The sequence below is a fragment of the Kocuria sp. CPCC 205260 genome, assembly GCF_040981045.1.
Lineage (GTDB): Bacteria > Actinomycetota > Actinomycetes > Actinomycetales > Micrococcaceae > Kocuria > Kocuria palustris.
The window spans coordinates 123390-141335 of the sequence record NZ_JAVKPT010000001.1; the positions used below are offsets into that span (position 1 = coordinate 123390).

13 protein-coding genes are annotated in these 17946 nt (G+C 71.3%); 6 read left to right on the plus strand and 7 right to left on the minus strand.

Annotated features, from left to right (window positions below):
- Positions 1–45: 45 nt before the first annotated feature.
- Together RF645_RS00520 and lepA are read right to left on the minus strand one after the other, a co-directional pair.
- Complete coding sequence (locus RF645_RS00520; protein ID WP_368818371.1) at positions 46–900, minus strand: hypothetical protein; 855 nt, start codon at positions 898–900, stop codon at positions 46–48.
- Positions 901–902: 2 nt separating this feature from the next.
- Positions 903–2750, minus strand: a complete 1848-nt coding sequence (gene lepA / locus RF645_RS00525; RefSeq protein ID WP_024290505.1) for a translation elongation factor 4 — start codon at positions 2748–2750, stop codon at positions 903–905.
- Between the two features lie 198 nt (positions 2751–2948).
- Between lepA and RF645_RS00530 the strand changes: the two genes are divergently transcribed.
- Positions 2949–3536, plus strand: a complete 588-nt coding sequence (locus RF645_RS00530) for a type II toxin-antitoxin system PemK/MazF family toxin (RefSeq protein WP_100244579.1) — start codon at positions 2949–2951, stop codon at positions 3534–3536.
- 172 nt (positions 3537–3708) lie between these two features.
- Positions 3709–3972: a 30S ribosomal protein S20 gene (gene rpsT / locus RF645_RS00535; RefSeq protein WP_006213253.1), complete on the plus strand. Its 264-nt coding sequence runs from the start codon at positions 3709–3711 to the stop codon at positions 3970–3972.
- A gap of 243 nt (positions 3973–4215) precedes the next feature.
- Here the strand turns inward: rpsT and holA are convergent, their stop codons facing one another.
- Both holA and RF645_RS00545 read right to left on the minus strand, forming a co-directional pair.
- Entirely contained in the window at positions 4216–5283 is a 1068-nt protein-coding gene (gene holA, locus RF645_RS00540) for a DNA polymerase III subunit delta (protein WP_006213254.1), read from the minus strand.
- 72 nt (positions 5284–5355) lie between these two features.
- Positions 5356–7965: a ComEC/Rec2 family competence protein gene (locus RF645_RS00545; RefSeq protein ID WP_006213255.1), complete on the minus strand. Its 2610-nt coding sequence runs from the start codon at positions 7963–7965 to the stop codon at positions 5356–5358.
- A 548-nt stretch (positions 7966–8513) separates the two neighbouring features.
- Between RF645_RS00545 and RF645_RS00550 the strand changes: the two genes are divergently transcribed.
- On the plus strand, positions 8514–10358 hold the full coding sequence (locus RF645_RS00550; protein WP_006213257.1) for a calcineurin-like phosphoesterase family protein: 1845 nt from the start codon (positions 8514–8516) through the stop codon (positions 10356–10358).
- A 197-nt stretch (positions 10359–10555) separates the two neighbouring features.
- Complete coding sequence (locus RF645_RS00555; RefSeq protein WP_024290510.1) at positions 10556–10768, plus strand: hypothetical protein; 213 nt, start codon at positions 10556–10558, stop codon at positions 10766–10768.
- A 57-nt stretch (positions 10769–10825) separates the two neighbouring features.
- On the opposite strand, the gene RF645_RS00560 is transcribed toward RF645_RS00555, so the two are convergent.
- The 3 genes from RF645_RS00560 to leuS form a co-directional block, all read right to left on the minus strand.
- Complete coding sequence (locus RF645_RS00560) at positions 10826–11938, minus strand: ComEA family DNA-binding protein (protein ID WP_285729762.1); 1113 nt, start codon at positions 11936–11938, stop codon at positions 10826–10828.
- A 133-nt stretch (positions 11939–12071) separates the two neighbouring features.
- The gene (locus tag RF645_RS00565; protein WP_024290512.1) at positions 12072–13061 is read right to left on the minus strand and encodes a DegV family protein; all 990 of its coding nucleotides are present in this window, start codon (positions 13059–13061) and stop codon (positions 12072–12074) included.
- A gap of 1 nt (position 13062) precedes the next feature.
- Complete coding sequence (leuS, locus tag RF645_RS00570; RefSeq protein WP_053447333.1) at positions 13063–15576, minus strand: leucine--tRNA ligase; 2514 nt, start codon at positions 15574–15576, stop codon at positions 13063–13065.
- Between the two features lie 235 nt (positions 15577–15811).
- Between leuS and RF645_RS00575 the strand changes: the two genes are divergently transcribed.
- Positions 15812–16813, plus strand: a complete 1002-nt coding sequence (locus RF645_RS00575) for an alpha/beta fold hydrolase (RefSeq protein ID WP_368818372.1) — start codon at positions 15812–15814, stop codon at positions 16811–16813.
- Positions 16810–17931, plus strand: a complete 1122-nt coding sequence (locus RF645_RS00580; protein WP_368818373.1) for a glycosyltransferase family 4 protein — start codon at positions 16810–16812, stop codon at positions 17929–17931. The genes RF645_RS00575 and RF645_RS00580 overlap by 4 nt, the downstream gene beginning before the upstream one ends.
- Positions 17932–17946: the final 15 nt, after the last annotated feature.

Sequence of the window (17946 nt, forward strand, 5' to 3'; positions counted from 1 at the left end):
GACTTCACGTTCGACGTGAACTCCAGGACGGCGCTCTCGTGCAGCTCAGAGCGTGATCGCCAGGCCGGTGATGTCGTCGTGCACGGTCATCCGGGGCTCGCGCACGCGGCGGGGATCCGCTCGCTCGAGCCTACGCAGGCGCTGGGCGAGGGAGCCGGCCGAACCGCTGTGCAGCGCCTCGAAGAGCCCGCGCCGACCGGTGATCGCGAAGGGATCGACCACGCGCTCCAGACCGTCGGTGAGCAGACACACGCGCCGCTGCTCGGCCCCGGGGATCAGCTCCACGCGGGCATGTTGCGCGGCCTGCGGCGAGCCGCCGAGGATCCACAGCCCGTCCTCGGTGCTGCGTGTGCGCCGGTCCCGCACCTGCGCCTCGAGAAGCTCGGCGTAGGCGGCCTCAGCGCTGCGGCCCTGTGCTCGCAGCTCGTGCCAGCGGCGCAGCACTCGGGCGTCGCCGCCGGCGAACTGCGGATCGACGACCTCCAGGATCTGCCCACTGTCCTCGAGCCACAGCGGCGAGTCCCCCAGCGCGAAGCACTCGAGGCCCTGGGCGGTGCGCCGGATCAGCGACAGCGTGGCCGTGGGGATCTCGGCCCCGGGCCAGCCGATCTCGATGCCGCGCTGGGCCTCGGCGCGGGCGGCCTCGACGATCTGGTGCAGGGGCTGGCTGCGCGCTCGAGCTCCGGCGTCGGCGAGGATCGCGCGCAGGGCTGCGGAGAGCCTCCAGGCGAAGCGGGCGACCTGCTCGTCGGCGCTGCGGGGGTCCTGGGCGCCCAGCGCTGTGGCCCCGTCGAGCACCCAGGCCGCCTGGAGCCGTCCGCTGGCATCGCGGGCCGTTCCCCAGGCGTCCTGCGTGCGCCGCTTCGCCGAGACGGCCACCACGGCCGGGCCGCAGCTCACGACTATTTCTTCTTCTCCGGCTCGTCCGCCGACAGCGCTGCCACGAAGGCCTCCTGGGGGACCTCCACGCGACCGACCATCTTCATGCGCTTCTTGCCCTCCTTCTGCTTCTCGAGCAGCTTGCGCTTGCGGGTGATGTCGCCGCCGTAGCACTTGGAGAGCACGTCCTTGCGGATGGCCCGGATGTTCTCTCGTGCGATGATCCGCGAGCCGATCGCCGCCTGGACGGGGACCTCGAACTGCTGGCGCGGGATGAGCTCGCGCAGCTTGTTCGCCATGGTGGTGCCGTAGGAGTAGGCCTTGTCCTTGTGGGTGATCGCGGAGAAGGCGTCCACGCGCTCCCCCTGCAGCAGGAGATCGACCTTCACGAGCTCGGAGACCTCGTCGCCGTCGGCCTTCCAGTCCAAGGAGGCGTAGCCGCGGGTCTTGGACTTCAGCTGGTCGAAGAAGCCCACCACGATCTCGGCCAGCGGCAGGCGGTAGCGCAGCTCCACGCGGTCCTCGGAGAGGTAGTCCATGCCGCCCATCTGGCCGCGCTTGGACTGGGCGAGCTCCATGATGGTGCCCACGAACTCCGACGGCGCGAGGATCGTGGCCGCGACCATCGGCTCGCGGATCTCCTTGATCTTGCCCTCGGGGAACTCGGACGGGTTGGTGACCAGCAGCTCGGTGCCGTCCTCGGTCGTGACGTCGTAGGACACCGACGGCGCCGTGGCGATCAGATCCAGGTTGTACTCGCGCTCGAGGCGCTCGCGCGTGATCTCCAGGTGCAGCAGGCCCAGGAAGCCGCAGCGGAAGCCGAAGCCCAGCGCCGTGGAGGTCTCGGGCTCCCAGACCAGGGCGGCGTCGTTGAGCTGCAGCTTCTCCAGGGCGTCGCGCAGCACCGGGTAGTCGGAGCCGTCGATCGGGAACAGCCCGGAGAAGACCATGGGCTTGGGGTCCTCGTAGCCGCCGAGCTCCTGCTCAGCGCCCTTGACGGCGGTGGTGACGGTGTCGCCCACACGGGACTGGCGGACGTCCTTCACACCGGTGATGAGGTAGCCGGTCTCCCCCGCGGCCAGGCCGTCGGTGGGCTTGGGCTCCGGCGACATCACGCCGATCTCGAGCAGCTCGTGCTGGGCCCCGGTGGACATCATCTCGATGCGCTCGCGCGGTTTGAGGCTGCCGTCGAAGAGCCGCACGTAGGTGACCACGCCGCGGTAGGTGTCGAACACGGAGTCGAAGATCATGGCACGGGCGGGAGCCTCGGGATCGCCCGACGGCGCCGGGATCTCCTCCACGATGCGGTCCAGCAGCTCCTCGACGCCCTCCCCCGTCTTGCCGGAGACCCGCAGCACGCGCTCCGGGTCCTCGCCGATCAGGTTGCCGATCTCCTCGGCGTACTTCTCCGGCTGAGCGGCCGGCAGGTCGATCTTGTTGAGCACCGGGATGATGGTGAGGTCGTTCTCCATGGCCAGGTAGAGGTTGGCCAGGGTCTGCGCCTCGATCCCCTGCGCGGCGTCCACCAGCAGCAGCGCGCCCTCGCAGGCGGCCAGCGAGCGGGAGACCTCATAGGTGAAGTCCACGTGGCCCGGGGTGTCGATCATGTTGAGGGCGTAGTCGGTGCCGTTCACGCCCCAGGGCATGCGCACCGCCTGCGACTTGATCGTGATGCCGCGCTCGCGCTCGATGTCCATGCGGTCCAGGTACTGAGCCTTCATCTCACGCGGCGTGACCACGCCGGTCGACTGCAGCATGCGATCGGCCAGCGTCGACTTGCCGTGGTCGATGTGCGCGATGATGCAGAAGTTGCGCAGCACCGACTGGTCGGTGCGCGCGGGCACCGGCGGATGGGCGGCCAGTGGGGACAAGGCGGGGCCTCTCTTGGTCGATCCGGACGCGCGGCTGTTCAGTGCTCGGCGCCCGACGGGCAGGGCGGATCAATGGCCCAGTGTCTCATGTCCTCTGCGCCGCGCTCGTCGCGACGACCGCGCCCAGCCGATGCTGTGCCCCAGCCCTCGGCGAGGCCTCAGCCGGTCCCGGGCAGCGGGCCTGGTTCAATGGCGGGCATGAACATCAACTTCCAGCAGGTCGCCCGCGGTCTGCTGCGCGGCTATCGGGTCGTGCAGCGCCTCCAGCGCGAGACGGGCCGAACGAGCTCGGGACCCTCGACCTCCACGACCGCCCGGGACAGTCCCGGATCCCAGCAGCGCTCGTCGTCGCCGTCGCCGTCGTCGTCGCACTCCTCCGGTCGCGGATTGTCCGGTGAGTACCCTGGCGACTACCGGGGCCGTGTGGCGGTGTCCTACGCCCCGGACCCCGACGGCGAGCCCGATCCCGGGGAGATCGTGTGGACCTGGGTGCCCTACGAGGAGGACCACTCCCGGGGCAAGGACCGGCCCGTGCTGATCGTCGGGCACGACGGCCCGTACCTGCTCGTGCTGATGCTGACCTCCAAGGACCGCAACAACGCGAGCTCCTCGGATGCCGACTACCTCGACATCGGCACGGGCGCCTGGGACCGCGACGGCCGCCCGTCCGAGGTCAAGCTGGACCGCGTGATCCGGGTCCGGCCCGAGGATGTGCGCCGCGAGGGCGCGGTGCTGCCGAAGGACCGGTTCGACGACGTCGCCCGGGGGCTCGAGCGACGCGGCTGAGGCCTCGGGGCCGCCGGGCCCCCGCTCTGGTAGGATTGTACGCTGTGTGTCCGCGCTGATCGCCGGGCACAGCGGCTGACTGTTGCGAGCGTCCCCACTCTCATGTCTCAGTCAGAGTCGGCCGTGAGCCCTCACCGATCCGATCAACGTGAACCTGTGAAGAGGAGTACCTGTGGCTAACATCAAGTCCCAGAAGAAGCGCAACCTGACGAACGAGAAGTCGCGCCTGCGCAACAACGCGTACAAGTCGGAGCTGAAGACCTACGTGCGCCGCCTCGACTCGGCCGTCGCCTCCGGCGACAAGTCCGCTGCCGAGACCGCACTGCGCGACGTCTCCCGCAAGTACGACAAGGCCGTCTCCAAGGGCGTCCTGCACAAGAACAACGCGGCCAACAAGAAGTCGGGCTTCGCCAAGCGCGTCGCCTCGATGGCCTGATCCGCTTCTCGGATCCGGCTGCCGCGACCGCGGCGCTTCGTCGAATGGTCCCGCTCCCCTCGAGGGAGCGGGACCATTCGCTTTTCCGTGGCCGCGACGACGGCATGGCGCGCGAGTCGATCAGAGCCGCCGCGAGGGCTTTGGATGTCGAACTGCCGTGAGGAGTCTCAGATGCGGAGCTCGCCGCGCAGATGACCGGCACGAGCGACTCCTCACCGACGAGCAGGTCGGATGGCCCGTGCCTCAGCGCCGGCCGGACAGGGCGATCGTGGTGATCGCCTTCTCCACCGCGTACGGCGCGCTGCGGGACTCGCCCTTGACCTGAGCATCGGCCTCCGCCAGCGCGCGCAAGGCCTTGACCATGTCCGCCTCCGTGAAGCGACGGGCCTCCTGCTGCGCGCGCTCGACCTGCCACGGGGCTCCCCCGACCTGCCCGGCCAGCTGGTTCGCGCTGCCGCTCACACCGTGCACGGCGGCCACGAGCCGCACCTTGGCGGCCAGGGCCGCGACCATGGGCACCGGGTCCGTGCCGGTGTCCAGGGCCTGCCGCCACAGCTTCAGCGCCGCCGCCGGCTGACCGGCCAGGGCGGCGTCGGCGACCTTGAAGGCCGTGGCCTCCACGCGCCCGCCGTAGTAGGTCTCCACGACGTCGAAGGTGATGTGCTCCGGGCCGTCCGAGAGCAGCTGCGAGCACGCCGAGGCGAGCTCGGACGTGGAGTTGCCGACGGCCTGCGTCAGCGCTCGGGCGGCATCCGGGTCGATCGTGCGCTGATGGGTGCGGAACTCGTGGCGCACGAACTCGACCTTGTCGCGGTCGTTCTTCAGCGGAGCGGCATCCACCACGACCGCCTTGGCCTTCAGGGCGTCGAGCAGCTTCTTGCCGCGATTGCCGCCCGAGTGCACGAAGACCACCACGACCTCGGGATCCGCCTGTCCCACGTACTCCAGGCCGTCCTTGAGCAGGTCCTCGCTCATCTGCGCGAGATCCTCGATCACGATCAGCTTGGGGTCCTCGAACAGCGACGGGCTGGCCAGCACCTGGAGCTGACCCGGCGTGTAGCCGGACGCGTCCACTCGCGAGAGCTCGATGGCCCCGCGTGATTCCTTCAGCTGGGCCCGCAGCCGGTCCACGGCGCGGGCGATCAGGAAGCCCTCCTTGCCGGTGATCAGGATCAGAGGGGCAGGCTCGACATCGCGCCAGGAGACTCCGGGGGCGGCGGCTGCGGCGGTGCGACGACGAGGCGGAGTCATGTACTCAAGGATCGCACGAGCGGCAGACAGCAGACGCTGGTCCACAGCTGCGACGGGCATCTGCTGCTCGAGCTTCCGCGCCGCCTGGGTCCCGCCGTCTCGGACGCCCCGGGAGGCTTCGGCTCGGGCGGCTCACCCGGTGGTCTGGGCCACCAGCGCACCGTCCTGCACGTGGATGGCCACCGCACCCATCCGGTCGGTGCGCGTCAGGGGGATCGAGCCCTGCGCCAGATGCTCGGTGATCACGGGATGCGGGTGGCCGTAGTCGTTGTCCGCTCCCACGGAGGCCAGCGCCAGGCTCGGTGAAGCGGCGTCGATGATCGCCACCCCGCCGTTGCGCGCGCCGTGGTGGGAGACCTTGAGCAGATCCACGTCCAGCACGGAGGGGTCCGTGCGCAGCAGGGCACCGGCCCCCGACTCCTCCAGGTCCCCCGCGGCGAGCATCGAGAAGCGCTGCGAACCGTCGGAGACCTCGGCGCGCAGGACGATCGAGGCGTTGTTCTCGTCCTCGGACTCGGGGCTGATCCGGGTCGTCGCGGGATCGGGAGCGAGCACGAGCAGCTCCAGCCCCGCGCCCTCGAAGCGCTGCCCGATCGTCGGGCGGGCGGCGCGGTCGTCCAGTCCGGCGAGCTCCTCGGGGGCCCGCCCGGAGGCCGAGGACCACCACACCCGATCGATCTCCACGAACTGCCCCAGGCCCTCGGCGCCGGCCACGTGGTCGGCGTGGTCGTGGGTGAGCACCAGCAGGTCCAGGTGCTCGACCCCGGCGTCCTTCAGGCAGCCGCGCAGCGCACCCGGATCGGGCCCGGCATCGATCAGGACCGTGGACTCGCGGTCGTCCTGGCGGCCGCGCAGCAGCACGGCATCGCCCTGGCCGACGTCGCAGGCCAGCACCGACCACTGCTCCGCATGCTGATCCGGCCAGCGCAGCACCGCGACGAGGGCCGCGATGCCCGTCGCGATCACGATCAGCCCGGCGCTGCGCCAGGCCCGCTCACGTCGTCGGGCCCGGATCCAGGCAGCCTCGGAGACGGGGCCGGGTGCCGGTCCGGAGCGGACCTCGCCCACGCGGGAGCGCTCCAACCAGCGGGCATCCAGGCGATGCAGGGCCACTACCATCCCCGCACTGAGGATCAGCATGAGCACCGGTCCAGCAGGCGGGCCCAGCCAGGGAGCTGTGGAGCCGGGAAGCCCAGCGAAGAAGCGGGCCGAGCGCGCGATCACCCCCACCGCCCACGATCCCGGCTCCAGCAGCGCCGAGCCCAGCGCCTCCCCCACGGGCCCTCCGAGCCCCAGCAGGATCAGAGCTGCGAGTCCGAGCACGGTGATCAGCGGGACGACTGGGGCGGCGATCACGTTGGCGGGCACGGCATAGGTGGCCACGGTGGGCGTCAGCAGCGCCAGCACGGGCCCGCACCACAGCTGGGCCACGAGCGGAACAGCGAGCACGATCGCGAGGACCGTGGGCATGAGGTGCTCCAGGACCCGTGTCAGCGGTCCGGCGGTCACCACAATCCCTGCGGTGGCACACACGGAGAGGGCGAAGCCGAACTCGGGGCCCAGGCCCGGATCGATCACGAGCAGGACGCACATGGCCGTGGACAGCGCGGCCAGCGAGACGGGTCCGCGCCCGGAGAGGACCGCGAGCGCGGCCGCGGCTCCCATCACCGCCGCGCGCAGCACGGAGGGGTCCGGTCCCACGAGCACGACGAACAGCCCGAGCGCGCCGAGACCGATCATCACGCACACCCGCCGACGGGCGCCCAGCCCCAGGGCGAGCTGGCCGGCCAGGGCCATGACCAGGGCGCAATTGGAGCCGGAGACGGCGGTCAGATGGGTCAGGCCCGTGACCTTCATGGCCTTCTCGAGTCCGGTGTCCAGTCCGCTGCGGTCCCCGTAGGTCATCCCCGGCAGCAGCCCGGCGGCATCGGGTCCGCGGGCCTGTGCGGCCAGGGCGAAGCGCTCCGTGGCCGTCTCGAGCAGGGACGGGCGGTCCTGGGCTTCCGTCATCGGCTGCGGCGGGCCGGTGCTGCGCAGCTGCAGGTCGGTCTGCTCGATCTCGGGGGCGCTCACCACGGCCTCCGCGCGATCCCCGCTGCGCAGGCTCGCCCACCGGCCGTCCTGGGCGAAGACGGTGGCCCGGGCTCCGCTGTTCAGCCGCACCGGCACGACGACCCCGCTGGAGGTTTCGCCGACCTCCTCCGGTCCCGGCCCGAAGCTCGAGGCGGTGGCGCTTTGCCATGTCACGGGTCGGTCGGTCACCTCGACGACCACGCGCTGCGCATCTGCGTCCATCCCGCGCATGTCCTCGGCGGCCGCCAGCTGCTGGGTGCCTGCGCGCAGCAGGACGCACACGACGACCACCGCGCACAATGCGGCCGTCGGCAGCAGGGCGGCCAGTGTCCGGCCGCGAGGCGAGCCCGGTGCTGCTCCCCCGGGCAGTCTGCGCCCGCTCCGACGAGCGAACACGGCCACGAGGAGGACCATGGCGAGTCCCGCTGCGACGAGCAGCAGGAGATCCACCTCGAGCACCGCTCCCAGCGCAGCGCCCACCGACTCCGACTGCGACGTCCCCAGCAGCGCGGCTCCCCACGCGCTCAGCGCCACGGGCACAAGGCGCAGATCCCAGGTGGGGCGCAGCGCCCTCTGGGCCGCCTCGAGGCGCTCCTCCCGGCGAGCGCTGTGTGCCAGCGCCCACCGCTCGGGCATCTCCTGCGAGTGCAGCCACAGCCGCGCGAGCACGCCTGGAGCCTCGGGACCCGCTCCGGAGGCGCCACTCGGTCTGCCCGGCTTCCGCCGTCCACGTCCCCGTTCAGATCCCGGCTCCTGCCGACCCCGTGGAGGCAGGGCGCGGGCGGGACGGCGGGAGGAGGTCACCGGCGCATTGCACCAGTGCCTCCTGCATGGCAGTCCTCAGCTGAGGCGGGCAGAGGCCCCCCCGTCCGGCCGGCCTTCGGACGGGTCCCCTGTGGAGGCGCGAGGGCCCGACCGCTCCTCGCTGCGACAGCGACAGCGACAGCGACAGCGACAGCGACAGCGACGCAGGTCACAGCACCGAGCCACGTGCGTCAAGACCCCCACGCAGCTCCAGACGTCAATGCACCGAGTGTTTCCCGAGGCGTCGGCACCGGGACGGGAAGTGGTCGACTGCTGTCGACCCTCAGGTGGAGCGGAGGACATCTTCCCAGGTCAGCCTGGACCTGTCCGCCCCGCCGAGGGCCGATCAGGGTCCGCTCCCCGGCCCTGTCGAGCACGGATCTGCATCCTCCGCACCACCCGTCAGGAGCATCATGTCCCAGCACCTCTCCCACCCCAGCACTGCCCGTTCCCGTGATCCTCGCCCGCGACGCGCGCTCAGCGCCGCCGTCCTCACCGCGGGGCTGAGCCTCACCCTGCTCGCGCCAGCGCCAGCCCTGGCCCAGGAGCCGTCGCGATCCTCCACCTCCGCAGACGACTGGAACGGCAAGGCCTTCCGCGGCCAGGTGGACGTCACCGCCGGTCCCGATGCCGACCAGGACGTCCTGGACGGCGCCGTCTTCGACGACCGCAACCGCAACTCGCAGCAAGACCCCGGTGAGCGCGGGATCGCCGGGGTGGAGGTCTCCAACGGCCGCAAGATCGTCACCACCGATCGCCAGGGCCGCTACGAGATCTCCGTGCGCGACGGCGAGACGGTGTTCCTCACCCAGCCGGCCGGCTACCAGGTCCCCGTGGACGAGGACAACGTGGCCCAGTTCTTCTACACCCACATGCCCGCCGGCTCCCCCGAGCTGCGCTACGGCGGCATCGACCCGACCGGCCCGCTGCCCGATGCCGTCGACTTCCCGCTGACGCGCACCACGGACACGCTCAGCCGCGATCAGCGCTGCCTGATCGGCGGCGACATCCAGACCTACACGCAGGAGGAGGTCGACTACGCCCTGCGCGGGGCCTTCGCCGACCTTACTCAGCGCACCGACTTCACCGGCTGCGGTGCGCTGTTCATCGGCGACATCGTCGGCGATGACCTGGACCTGTACGACCAGACCCGCGAACTGACGTCGCTGCTCAACGGACCCGCCCGCTTCCTGCCGGGCAATCACGACCTGGACCTCGACGCGGACTATGACCACCGCTTCGACACCTACCGGTCCCAGTTCGGTCCGGACTACTACTCCTACGACGCCGGCGACGTGCACGTGATCTCGCTGAACACCGTGCAGCACTCGCAGGGCGCGCCCTACAACGGCACGTACAACGGCGGCATCGACGATGAGCAGCTCGCATGGCTGCGCCAGGACATCGCGAACACCCCCGAGGACAAGCTGATCGAGCTGGCCACGCACATCCCGCTGCTGAACTGGCACGACCAGGGCTCGGACCGCCACCAGGTGGATCAGGTCCAGGCGATCCACGACATCATCGGCGACCGGCCGGCCGTCGCCTTCGGCGGGCACAGCCACACGCTGGAGGTCATGCGCGAGGGCGATTCCATGGAGGGCTGGAAGAGCCTCTACGGCGTGGACGAGCTGCCGTTCGACCACATCACCGCAGGAGCGATCTCCGGCGACTGGTACACCGGGCGCGTGACGGAGGACGGCTACCCGACCGCACTGCAGCGCGACGGCGCCGTCCCCGGCGTCTTCACGCTGGAGGCCCACGGCAACCGGTACGAGGACTCGTTCATCGGCACCGGGCGGGCGGCCTCGGAGCAGATGTCCCTGGGCTTGAACACCCCGGCCTACCGCGACTGGTACGACGCGAACCGTCGCAATGTCGGGAAGGCACCCTCCTTCGAGACCCCGCTCGAGGTCTCGGCGGACGAGCTGGGCGAGTCGTGGCTGACCACGAACGTGTGGGCCGGCGGCACGGGAACCGAGGTCTCGGTCTCGATCGACAGCCGCCCGGCTCAGCAGGCGCAGCGCACCCAGCGGCTGGAGGGCGAGTCCAAGCGCGTGGGCGCCGAGTTCTCGGATCCGGCGGCTGCCCAGGAGCAGCTGGTCCACGGCGGCTCCGTCGCCGAGGCCTCCGGTCACCTGTGGCGTCTGGATCTGCCGGAGGACCTCGCTCCGGGTGAGCACACGGCGACCGTGACGCAGACGGATCGCTACGGCGTCTCCACGACCGAGCGGATCATGTTCACGGTCACCTCCTGAGGCGGCCCTCGGGTGCTGCGGACCAGGTCACCGTCCGTTCGCCTGAGCGTCGCCGAACCGTCGTCCGGGGGTCGGCTCCGGGAGACCGGCCGTCGACGTTCCGGACACCTGCCGGGCGCATTCTGATCCTGACCAGCAGTGCCGCCCCGCAGCGCCCGGCCCCGGCCGGGGCGTCGAGATCAGCACCGAGGAGCATCATGGCCCAGCTTCGCCTCCTGCGATTCCTGCCCCAGTCCAAACACCAGCGGCCGCTTCAGCTCGTGACGGTCGCTGCGCTGGGGGTCGGCCTGTCCTTCACGCTGCTCACCCCCGGCGTCTCGGGGGATTCCGAGGCTCCGGCCCTCGGACCGATCACCGCCGAGGACTGGCAGACCCACGTGCAGTTCGCCCAGATGGACACCGCCCCCTGATCGAGCCTGAGCCCTCAGCGCAGGACGAAGGCCCCGACGGATGCCGTCGGGGCCTTCTCACACGGTGACCAGCGGCGCGATGGCCTCCATCATGGCCGGGCCGATGCCGGAGACATCATCGAGCTCCTCGACCGAGCGGAATCCGCCGATCTGCTCTCGGTGCTCGACGATCCGCTGAGCCAGAACGGGTCCGACCTTCGGCAGCTCCTCGAGCTGTGCAGCCGTGGCGGTGTTGAGATCGATCGCTGCGCCCGTGGCCGCAGGCCCAGCCCCCTCCTCGGGGCTCCCGCCTGCGGCTGCCCCTGATCCTGCGGCGGCAGATCCGTCCTGAGCGCTGCCGGTGGCAGTCTGTCCGCCGGATCCCGAGGACGGCGTCAGCGGGTCCTGCTCCCACTGCTCCGCCAGTGCTTGGTCCGGGATGACGATCTGGACGCCGTCGGCCGCGGGGGCCGCCATGTTCACCGCATCGGTCACGGCCGACTCGCTCAGCCCGCCGGCGGCCTCCACTGCATCGGCCACGCGGGACCCGGCCGGCAGCTCGACCACCCCGGGCTCGCCCACCTCCCCCACCACATGGACCGTGACCGGGCTGCCGGAGGCCGGTGCGTCGACTGTCCCTGCACTGGCTCCGTCCCCGGCCGCACCGAGCGCTCCCGCCCCCTCCACGGATCCGCCCTCCGCTGCCGCCTGCGAGGCACCCGCCTGCTCGTCCACGACGGGTCCTGCGGACGACGGAGCCGAGACCACGGCCTCCTGCTCGCGCCCGCGAAGCAGGACCGAGACCACCACCAGGATCAGCACCAGACCCGCGATCGCCAGTGTGGCCCAGGGCAGACGCGCACGGATGGGCGAGACCCAGGGCTGCTCGTCGGGATCCAGCGGCAGAGCCCTCGGGCCGAGGGGCTCCGCAGACGAGCTCGACCCCGACGCGGGCGGCGCGGCGAGCAGCCGTCGGCGCCTGGCGGCCGCCCCTCCGCTCTCGGCAGGTGCCGACTCCGCGGACTCGGTCTCGGGTGCCGAGGCAGAGTCCTCCACCCAGTCCTCGGGGCGGTCGTCGTGGGGCAGGTCGTGGCCGGTGGCGCGCAGGTCGTCATCCAGCAGTCCGCGCAGGCGCTCGACGGGCCGCTCTCGCTCCAGACGGCGCCGTCCGCGATGGGTCACAGGGGTCATGCCCCCAGTCCACTGCGGCAGCAGGATCCCGGCGGGCCGCGCAGGTGCGCAGCAGAGGCTTCACCCCGCGCTTGGGAGAATCCCGACGCTGTGGAGACGCGGGGCAGGCGCGCGGGCAGCAGAGCCGCCCGGCTCAGCCGTGGATGATCACGCTGAGCGCCCCGGCACCGGCGTGGGCGGCGAGCACCGCGGGCATGGGCACGCAGCGGGCGCGGGCGTCGGGACAGTGCTCGGCCACCAGCTGCTCGGCGAACTCCTCGGCGCGCTCCTGGCCGTGGTCGTCGAGCAGGTGGTGCACGGTGACCTCGGGGACGTCCCGGGTGGAATCCCGCAGCGCACGACCCGCTCGGCGCAGCAGCCTCGTGCGGGCGCGCTGCTCGGTCATGGGCAGCTCGGCGATCGCAAGCTGGCCGTTGACCAGACGCAGCACCGGGCGCACCTGCAGCATGGAGCCCAGCGCAGCCACGGACGGCGGGATCCTCCCGCCGCGGCGCAGCGCGTCGAGCCCGGGCACCCACAGCAGCAGCTGGCTGGCCGCGCTGCCGGCCCGCGCCGCCTCGGCCGTCTCTGCCAGATCGGCCCCTGTGCCGGCGGCCTCCCACGCCTCCATGACGCCGCGGCCCTCGGCCATGGCGATCGTGCGCGAATCGACGATCTCCACCGGGATCCCGACGGCAGCCGAGGCGATCCGGGCCGAGGTGGCGGAGCCGGAGAGCTGGGCCGAGCAGTGCACCGAGACGATGCCCTCGTAGCCCTGCGCCTCCAGCTGACGGTACTGGCGCAGCAGCTGACCCGGCGACGGCCGAGAGGTCACCGCGCTGCGCCCGGCCGCCAGGGCCTCCTCGACCACCGCGAGCCAGTCGTCGCGGTCCTGGTCGAGATCGGTGTCATCGACCGACACAGGCATGGCCGCGACGGCCAGCCCGGGACGGCCGGAGCGTGCCACGGCGCGCTCGTCCTCGTCGGTCAGCACCGACGACGCGTCCGCCGCGCCCTCCGTGCGTTCGGGGTCCTGGCCCGCGACGTCTGCGCCGGCAGTCCCGCCCGCCGGCGGGAAGACCCACTCCTGCGGCAGGGCTGCGGCGTCGTCGGTGACGACCGCTATCCTGCGCTGGCCGGACATCTCAGACCACGATGTTCACGAGCTTGGGGGCCCGCACGATGACCTTGCGGATCTCGGCGTCGCCGATCGCCCGCTGCACGGCCTCGGAGCCCAGCGCGAGCTCGCGCAGGTCGTCCTCGGCGATGTCCACGGGCACCTCCAGGCGGTCCTTCACCTTGCCCTTGACCTGCACGACGGCGGTGATCGTGTCGTCCACCAGCAGCGACTCGTCGACGACCGGCCAGCCGGCATCGATCACCGCCGAGTCGTGGCCCATGGCATGCCACATGTCCTCGGCCGTGTAGGGAGCCACCAGGGACAGCAGCACGGCCACCGCTTCGGCGCCCTCGCGCACAGCGGGATCGGCGGCACCGGCCCCGGAGTCGATCGCCTTGCGCAGCGCGTTGACCAGCTCCATCGCCTTGGCGATCACCACATTGAACTTGCGGTTCTCCAGCGCGGACTCGGCCTCGGCGACCGCGCGGTGGGTCGCCTGGCGCACGGCGACGTCGCCTGCGGCCGGATCGGCGTCGACGGCGCTGCCCGAGGCGGCGACGTCCTGACCCACGCGCCAGGCGCGGCCCAGGAACTTCTGGGCGCCGCCCGGGGAGACATCCGCCCAGTCGACGTCGTCCTCCGGCGGGGAGGCGAAGACCATGGTCAGGCGCACGGCGTCCACGCCGAAGGCGTCGAGCTGCTGGCCCAGGTCCACGCCGTTTCCCAGGGACTTGGACATGGCCTTGCCCTGATTGAGCACCTGGCCCTGGTTGAGCAGACGGGCGAAGGGCTCGTCGTGGTCGATCATGCCAAGGTCGTACAGGACCTTGGTGTAGAAGCGGGCGTAGAGCAGGTGCAGGATCGCGTGCTCCACGCCGCCCACATACTGATCCACCTGGCCCCAGCGGCGCACGGCCTCCGGATCGAACGGGGCCGTCTCGTCCTGCGGGGACACATAGCGGTAGTAGTACCAGGACGAGTCCACGAAGGTGTCCATGGTGTCGGTGTCGCGCAGGGCGGGCCCGCCGCACGACGGACAGGCCACGTTCACCCAGTCCTCGACCGAGGCCAGCGGCGACTGGCCCTTGGGCGCCAGCTGCTCGCCCCTGAGATCCTCCGGAAGCCGCACGGGCAGCTGGTCCTCGGGCACCGGGACCTCGCCGCACTGCGGGCAGTGGATGATCGGGATCGGGGCGCCCCAGAAGCGCTGGCGGGACAGCAGCCAGTCGCGCAGGCGGTAGTTGATGTGCCGAGCACCGGCATCCGCGGCCTCGAGCAGCTCGATGGCCTTGTCGATCGCGGCGTCCTTGCTCAGCCCGTCGAGCTCTCCCGAGTTCATCAGGACGCCGTCACCGCCGGTGGCCGCACCGGTCTCGGCGGGGTCCTCCGCCCCGGTGTCCACCACCGCGCGCACGGGCAGGCCGAAGGCGCGGGCGAAGTCGAGGTCGCGCTGATCGTGGGCGGGCACGCCCATGACCGCTCCGGTGCCGTAGTCGGCCAGGACGTAGTCCGTGGCGTAGACGGGCAGGCGCTCGCCGTTGAGCGGGTTCACGGCCCAGCGGCCCAGGAACACGCCGGTCTTGGTGCGGTCCGTGGCCTGGCGCTCGATGTCCGAGACGGCCTTGAGGGACTCGCGGTACTCGTCGAGCTCCTGGGCGTGCTCCTGCGCCACGAGATCCTGCGCCAGCTGCGAGTCGGCTGCCACCACGAAGAACGTGGCGCCGAAGATCGTGTCCGGACGCGTGGAGAACACGGTCAGCTCGCGCTCGACCGCCGCGTCGTCGGCGTCCCGGTCCACGATCCCGAAGGATACGTGGGCGCCCTGCGAGCGTCCGATCCAGTTGCGCTGCATGGACAGCACGCGCTCGGGCCAGGCGCCCTCGAGCTGGTCCATGTCATCGAGCAGCCGATCGGCGTAGTCGGTGATCTTGAAGTACCACTGGTTCAGCGACTTCTTGGTCACGGGCGTGTGGCAGCGCTCGCAGGCGCCGTCGACGACCTGCTCGTTGGCCAGCACCGTCTGGTCCTTGGGGCACCAGTTCACCGGGGAGTTCTTGCGATAGGCCAGCCCGCGCTGCCAGAACTGCAGGAACAGCCACTGCGTCCAGCGGTAGTACTCGGGATCGGAGGTGTGCAGCTCCCGGGACCAGTCCACAGCGATGGCGTAGCGCTGGAACGAGGCCTTCTGGGTCTCGATGTTGCGGTAGGTCCACTCGGCCGGGTGCGCGTTGTTCTTGATCGCCGCGTTCTCCGCCGGCAGCCCGAAGGAGTCCCAGCCGATGGGGTGCAGGACGTCGAAGCCCTTCTGGCGCCAGTAGCGGGCGACCACATCCCCCATGGCGAACGCCTCGGCGTGGCCCATGTGCAGGTCGCCCGACGGGTACGGGAACATGTCCAGCACGTAGCGCCGCGGCTTGGAGCCGTCGTCGAGGGGACGGAAGACGTCGTTGCGCTCCCACCAGCCCTGCCAGCGTGCCTCGAGCTCGTGGGCGTCCCAGACCTGCCCGGTCTCTTCCTGGCCATCCTGCTGCGTGCTCACGTGCCTGCCTTCATCCGCCGGGGCTGCCCCGGCTGTCTCTCGTCCGACTGCTGTGCGGTCCTGCCGGGGCGCTGGGCCCGGCCGCCGTGCGCCATCCGCGCCGGGAGCCCGACGGGGCTGCGACCATGACGCGATGACGCCGCCATCCTATCCGCGCCGGGGGCCCGCGGCGTCCGAGGCCCTCCGTAGACTCGGGCCCGAGCAGACACGGACAGATCCGCCCGGAGAGGAACGCGTGCAGCAGAATCCGCAGGCCGCGCAGCGCAGCATGAGATTCGACGGGTACAAGACCCGCTACTGGTTCTACGACATCGACACGCAGCGCAAGCCGCTGCTCGTGATGGTCCACGGCTTCCGCGGCGACCACCACGGCCTGCAGCTGATCGCCGACCGCCTGCGCGATCGCTACCACGTGGTCGTGCCGGATCTGCCGGGCTTCGGACGCTCGGAGCCGTTCCCCCAGGACCCGCACGACGTCCCCCACTACGTCGGCTTCCTGCGCCGGTTCATCACCGAGCTCACCGATGGCGCGGTGCATCCGCAGGGCGAGCGAGGGGTGCTGCTGCTCGGGCACTCCTTCGGCTCGGTGATCGCCTCGCACCTGGCCGCCGAGCACCCGGCCATGGTCGAGCAGCTGCTGCTGCTGAACCCCATCTGCGAGCCGGCGCTCAGCGCCCAGGACGCAGCCGCCACCAAGATCGCGGACGCCTACTACACCCTGGCCATGCGCCTGCCGAAGGCCATAGGCGAGCGCCTCCTGCGCAGCCACGCGGTCAGCGACCTCATGAGCCGGGAGATGACGGTCTCCCAGGACCCGCAGCTGCGCAGCTACGTGGAGAACCAGCACCGCGCGTACTTCGGCTCCTTCGCCGATCGCCGCGTGGTGGCCGAGGGCTACCGCGCCTCGATCTCCGGCACCGTCGCCGAGGTCGCGCCGCTGCTGTCCATGCCCGTGCTGCTCGTGGTGGGCGCCCAGGATCCGCTGGGCTCCGTCGAGGCGCAGGAGAGGATGGCCACCTGGATCCGCCGGCGCCGCCTGGTGATCCTCGACGACGTCGGCCATCTCATCCACTACGAGAAGCCCCTCGAGACCGCCGAGCTGATCCACGAGTTCGTGCAGGGCCCGGATCCCGAGCCCATCGATGTCCACGACGAGCTGCCGTCCATCGATCAGGCTCGGCCGAACACCTCGCAGTTCACGCAGCTGCTGCCGATCGTGCGCAGGGGGCGGCGATGACCGGCCCCCTGCACCTGGTGCTGGATGCCCGATACGTGCGGGTGGGGCCGCACGACGGCATCTCGCGCTACAGCGCAGGACTGGCCCACGGGCTGGCGCAGCTGGCCGCGCAGGATCCCTCGCTGCGGGTCGAGCTGATGATCTCGGATCAGGCTCAGCTGCAGCACCTCCCGCGCCTCGAGTGGTTCATGGGGCCGGATCCGGTCTCGGCCGGGGAGCTGCTCACGAGCCGGCTGCTCAACCGCCGGGGTCCGGATGTGGTCTTCTCCCCCATGCAGACCATGGGGGCGCTGCGGCGGCGCTTCGGGCTGATCCTCACGCTGCATGACCTGATCTACTACGACCACCCCTCGCCCCCGCCGGAGCTGCCGCTGCCCGTGCGTCTGGGCTGGCGCGCCTTCCACCGTGCCTCATGGCCGCAGCGCCTGGCCCTGAACCGCGCCGACGCCGTGGCCACCGTCTCCCAGACCTCCGCGGGGCTGATCCAGGGCAGGCGCCTGAGCGACCGGCCCGTGCGCGTGATCCCGAATGCCGCGGCTCAGGACTCGATCGTCAGCGAACAGACCGCGCTGCAGCGGCTGGACGAGCGCGACGACTCGATGGTCTACCTCGGATCCTTCATGCCGTACAAGGACGTGGAGACCCTGGCACGCATGGCGGCACGGCTTCCGCACCGGCGGCTGCACCTGCTCTCGCGGGTCACCCCCGCCCAGCAGGAGCGCCTGGTGCAGGCCGCCGGACCCGAGGCCCGGCTCGTCTTCCACAACGGGGTCTCCGAGCAGGAGCACGCGCGTCTGCTGGCAAGAGCGGGAGTGCTCCTGCACGCCTCGCGGGCCGAGGGCTACGGCCTGCCCCTGATGGAGGCGTTCTGCGCGGGCACCCCCGTGGTGTGCACGGACATCCCGATCTTCCACGAGGTCTGCGGCCGGGCCGCCGCCTACTGCCCTGCCGGCGACGACGCTGCCTTCGCCCGCGCCGTCACCGAGCTCGAGGACCCGCAGGTGGCCCGGGCCCGCGTGCTGGCGGGGCTCGAGCGGGCGGCGTCCTGGACCTGGCGGGACTCGGCCGAATCCCTGGTGGAGCTGGCCCGGGAGATCGAGCGCAGCCGGCGCCCCTGAAGCCGACGCAGCCGC

Bases quoted from the DNA above. Each gene is read 5' to 3' on its own strand.
- RF645_RS00530 (WP_100244579.1), top strand. From the start codon at position 2,949: ATGAACATCAACTTCCAGCAGGTCGCCCGCGGTCTGCTGCGCGGCTAT.
- holA (WP_006213254.1), bottom strand. From the start codon at position 5,283: ATGCCCGTCGCAGCTGTGGACCAGCGTCTGCTGTCTGCCGCTCGTGCG.
- RF645_RS00550 (WP_006213257.1), top strand. From the start codon at position 8,514: ATGTCCCAGCACCTCTCCCACCCCAGCACTGCCCGTTCCCGTGATCCT.
- RF645_RS00555 (WP_024290510.1), top strand. From the start codon at position 10,556: ATGGCCCAGCTTCGCCTCCTGCGATTCCTGCCCCAGTCCAAACACCAG.
- RF645_RS00560 (WP_285729762.1), bottom strand. From the start codon at position 11,938: ATGACCCCTGTGACCCATCGCGGACGGCGCCGTCTGGAGCGAGAGCGG.
- RF645_RS00565 (WP_024290512.1), bottom strand. From the start codon at position 13,061: ATGTCCGGCCAGCGCAGGATAGCGGTCGTCACCGACGACGCCGCAGCC.
- RF645_RS00580 (WP_368818373.1), top strand. From the start codon at position 16,810: ATGACCGGCCCCCTGCACCTGGTGCTGGATGCCCGATACGTGCGGGTG.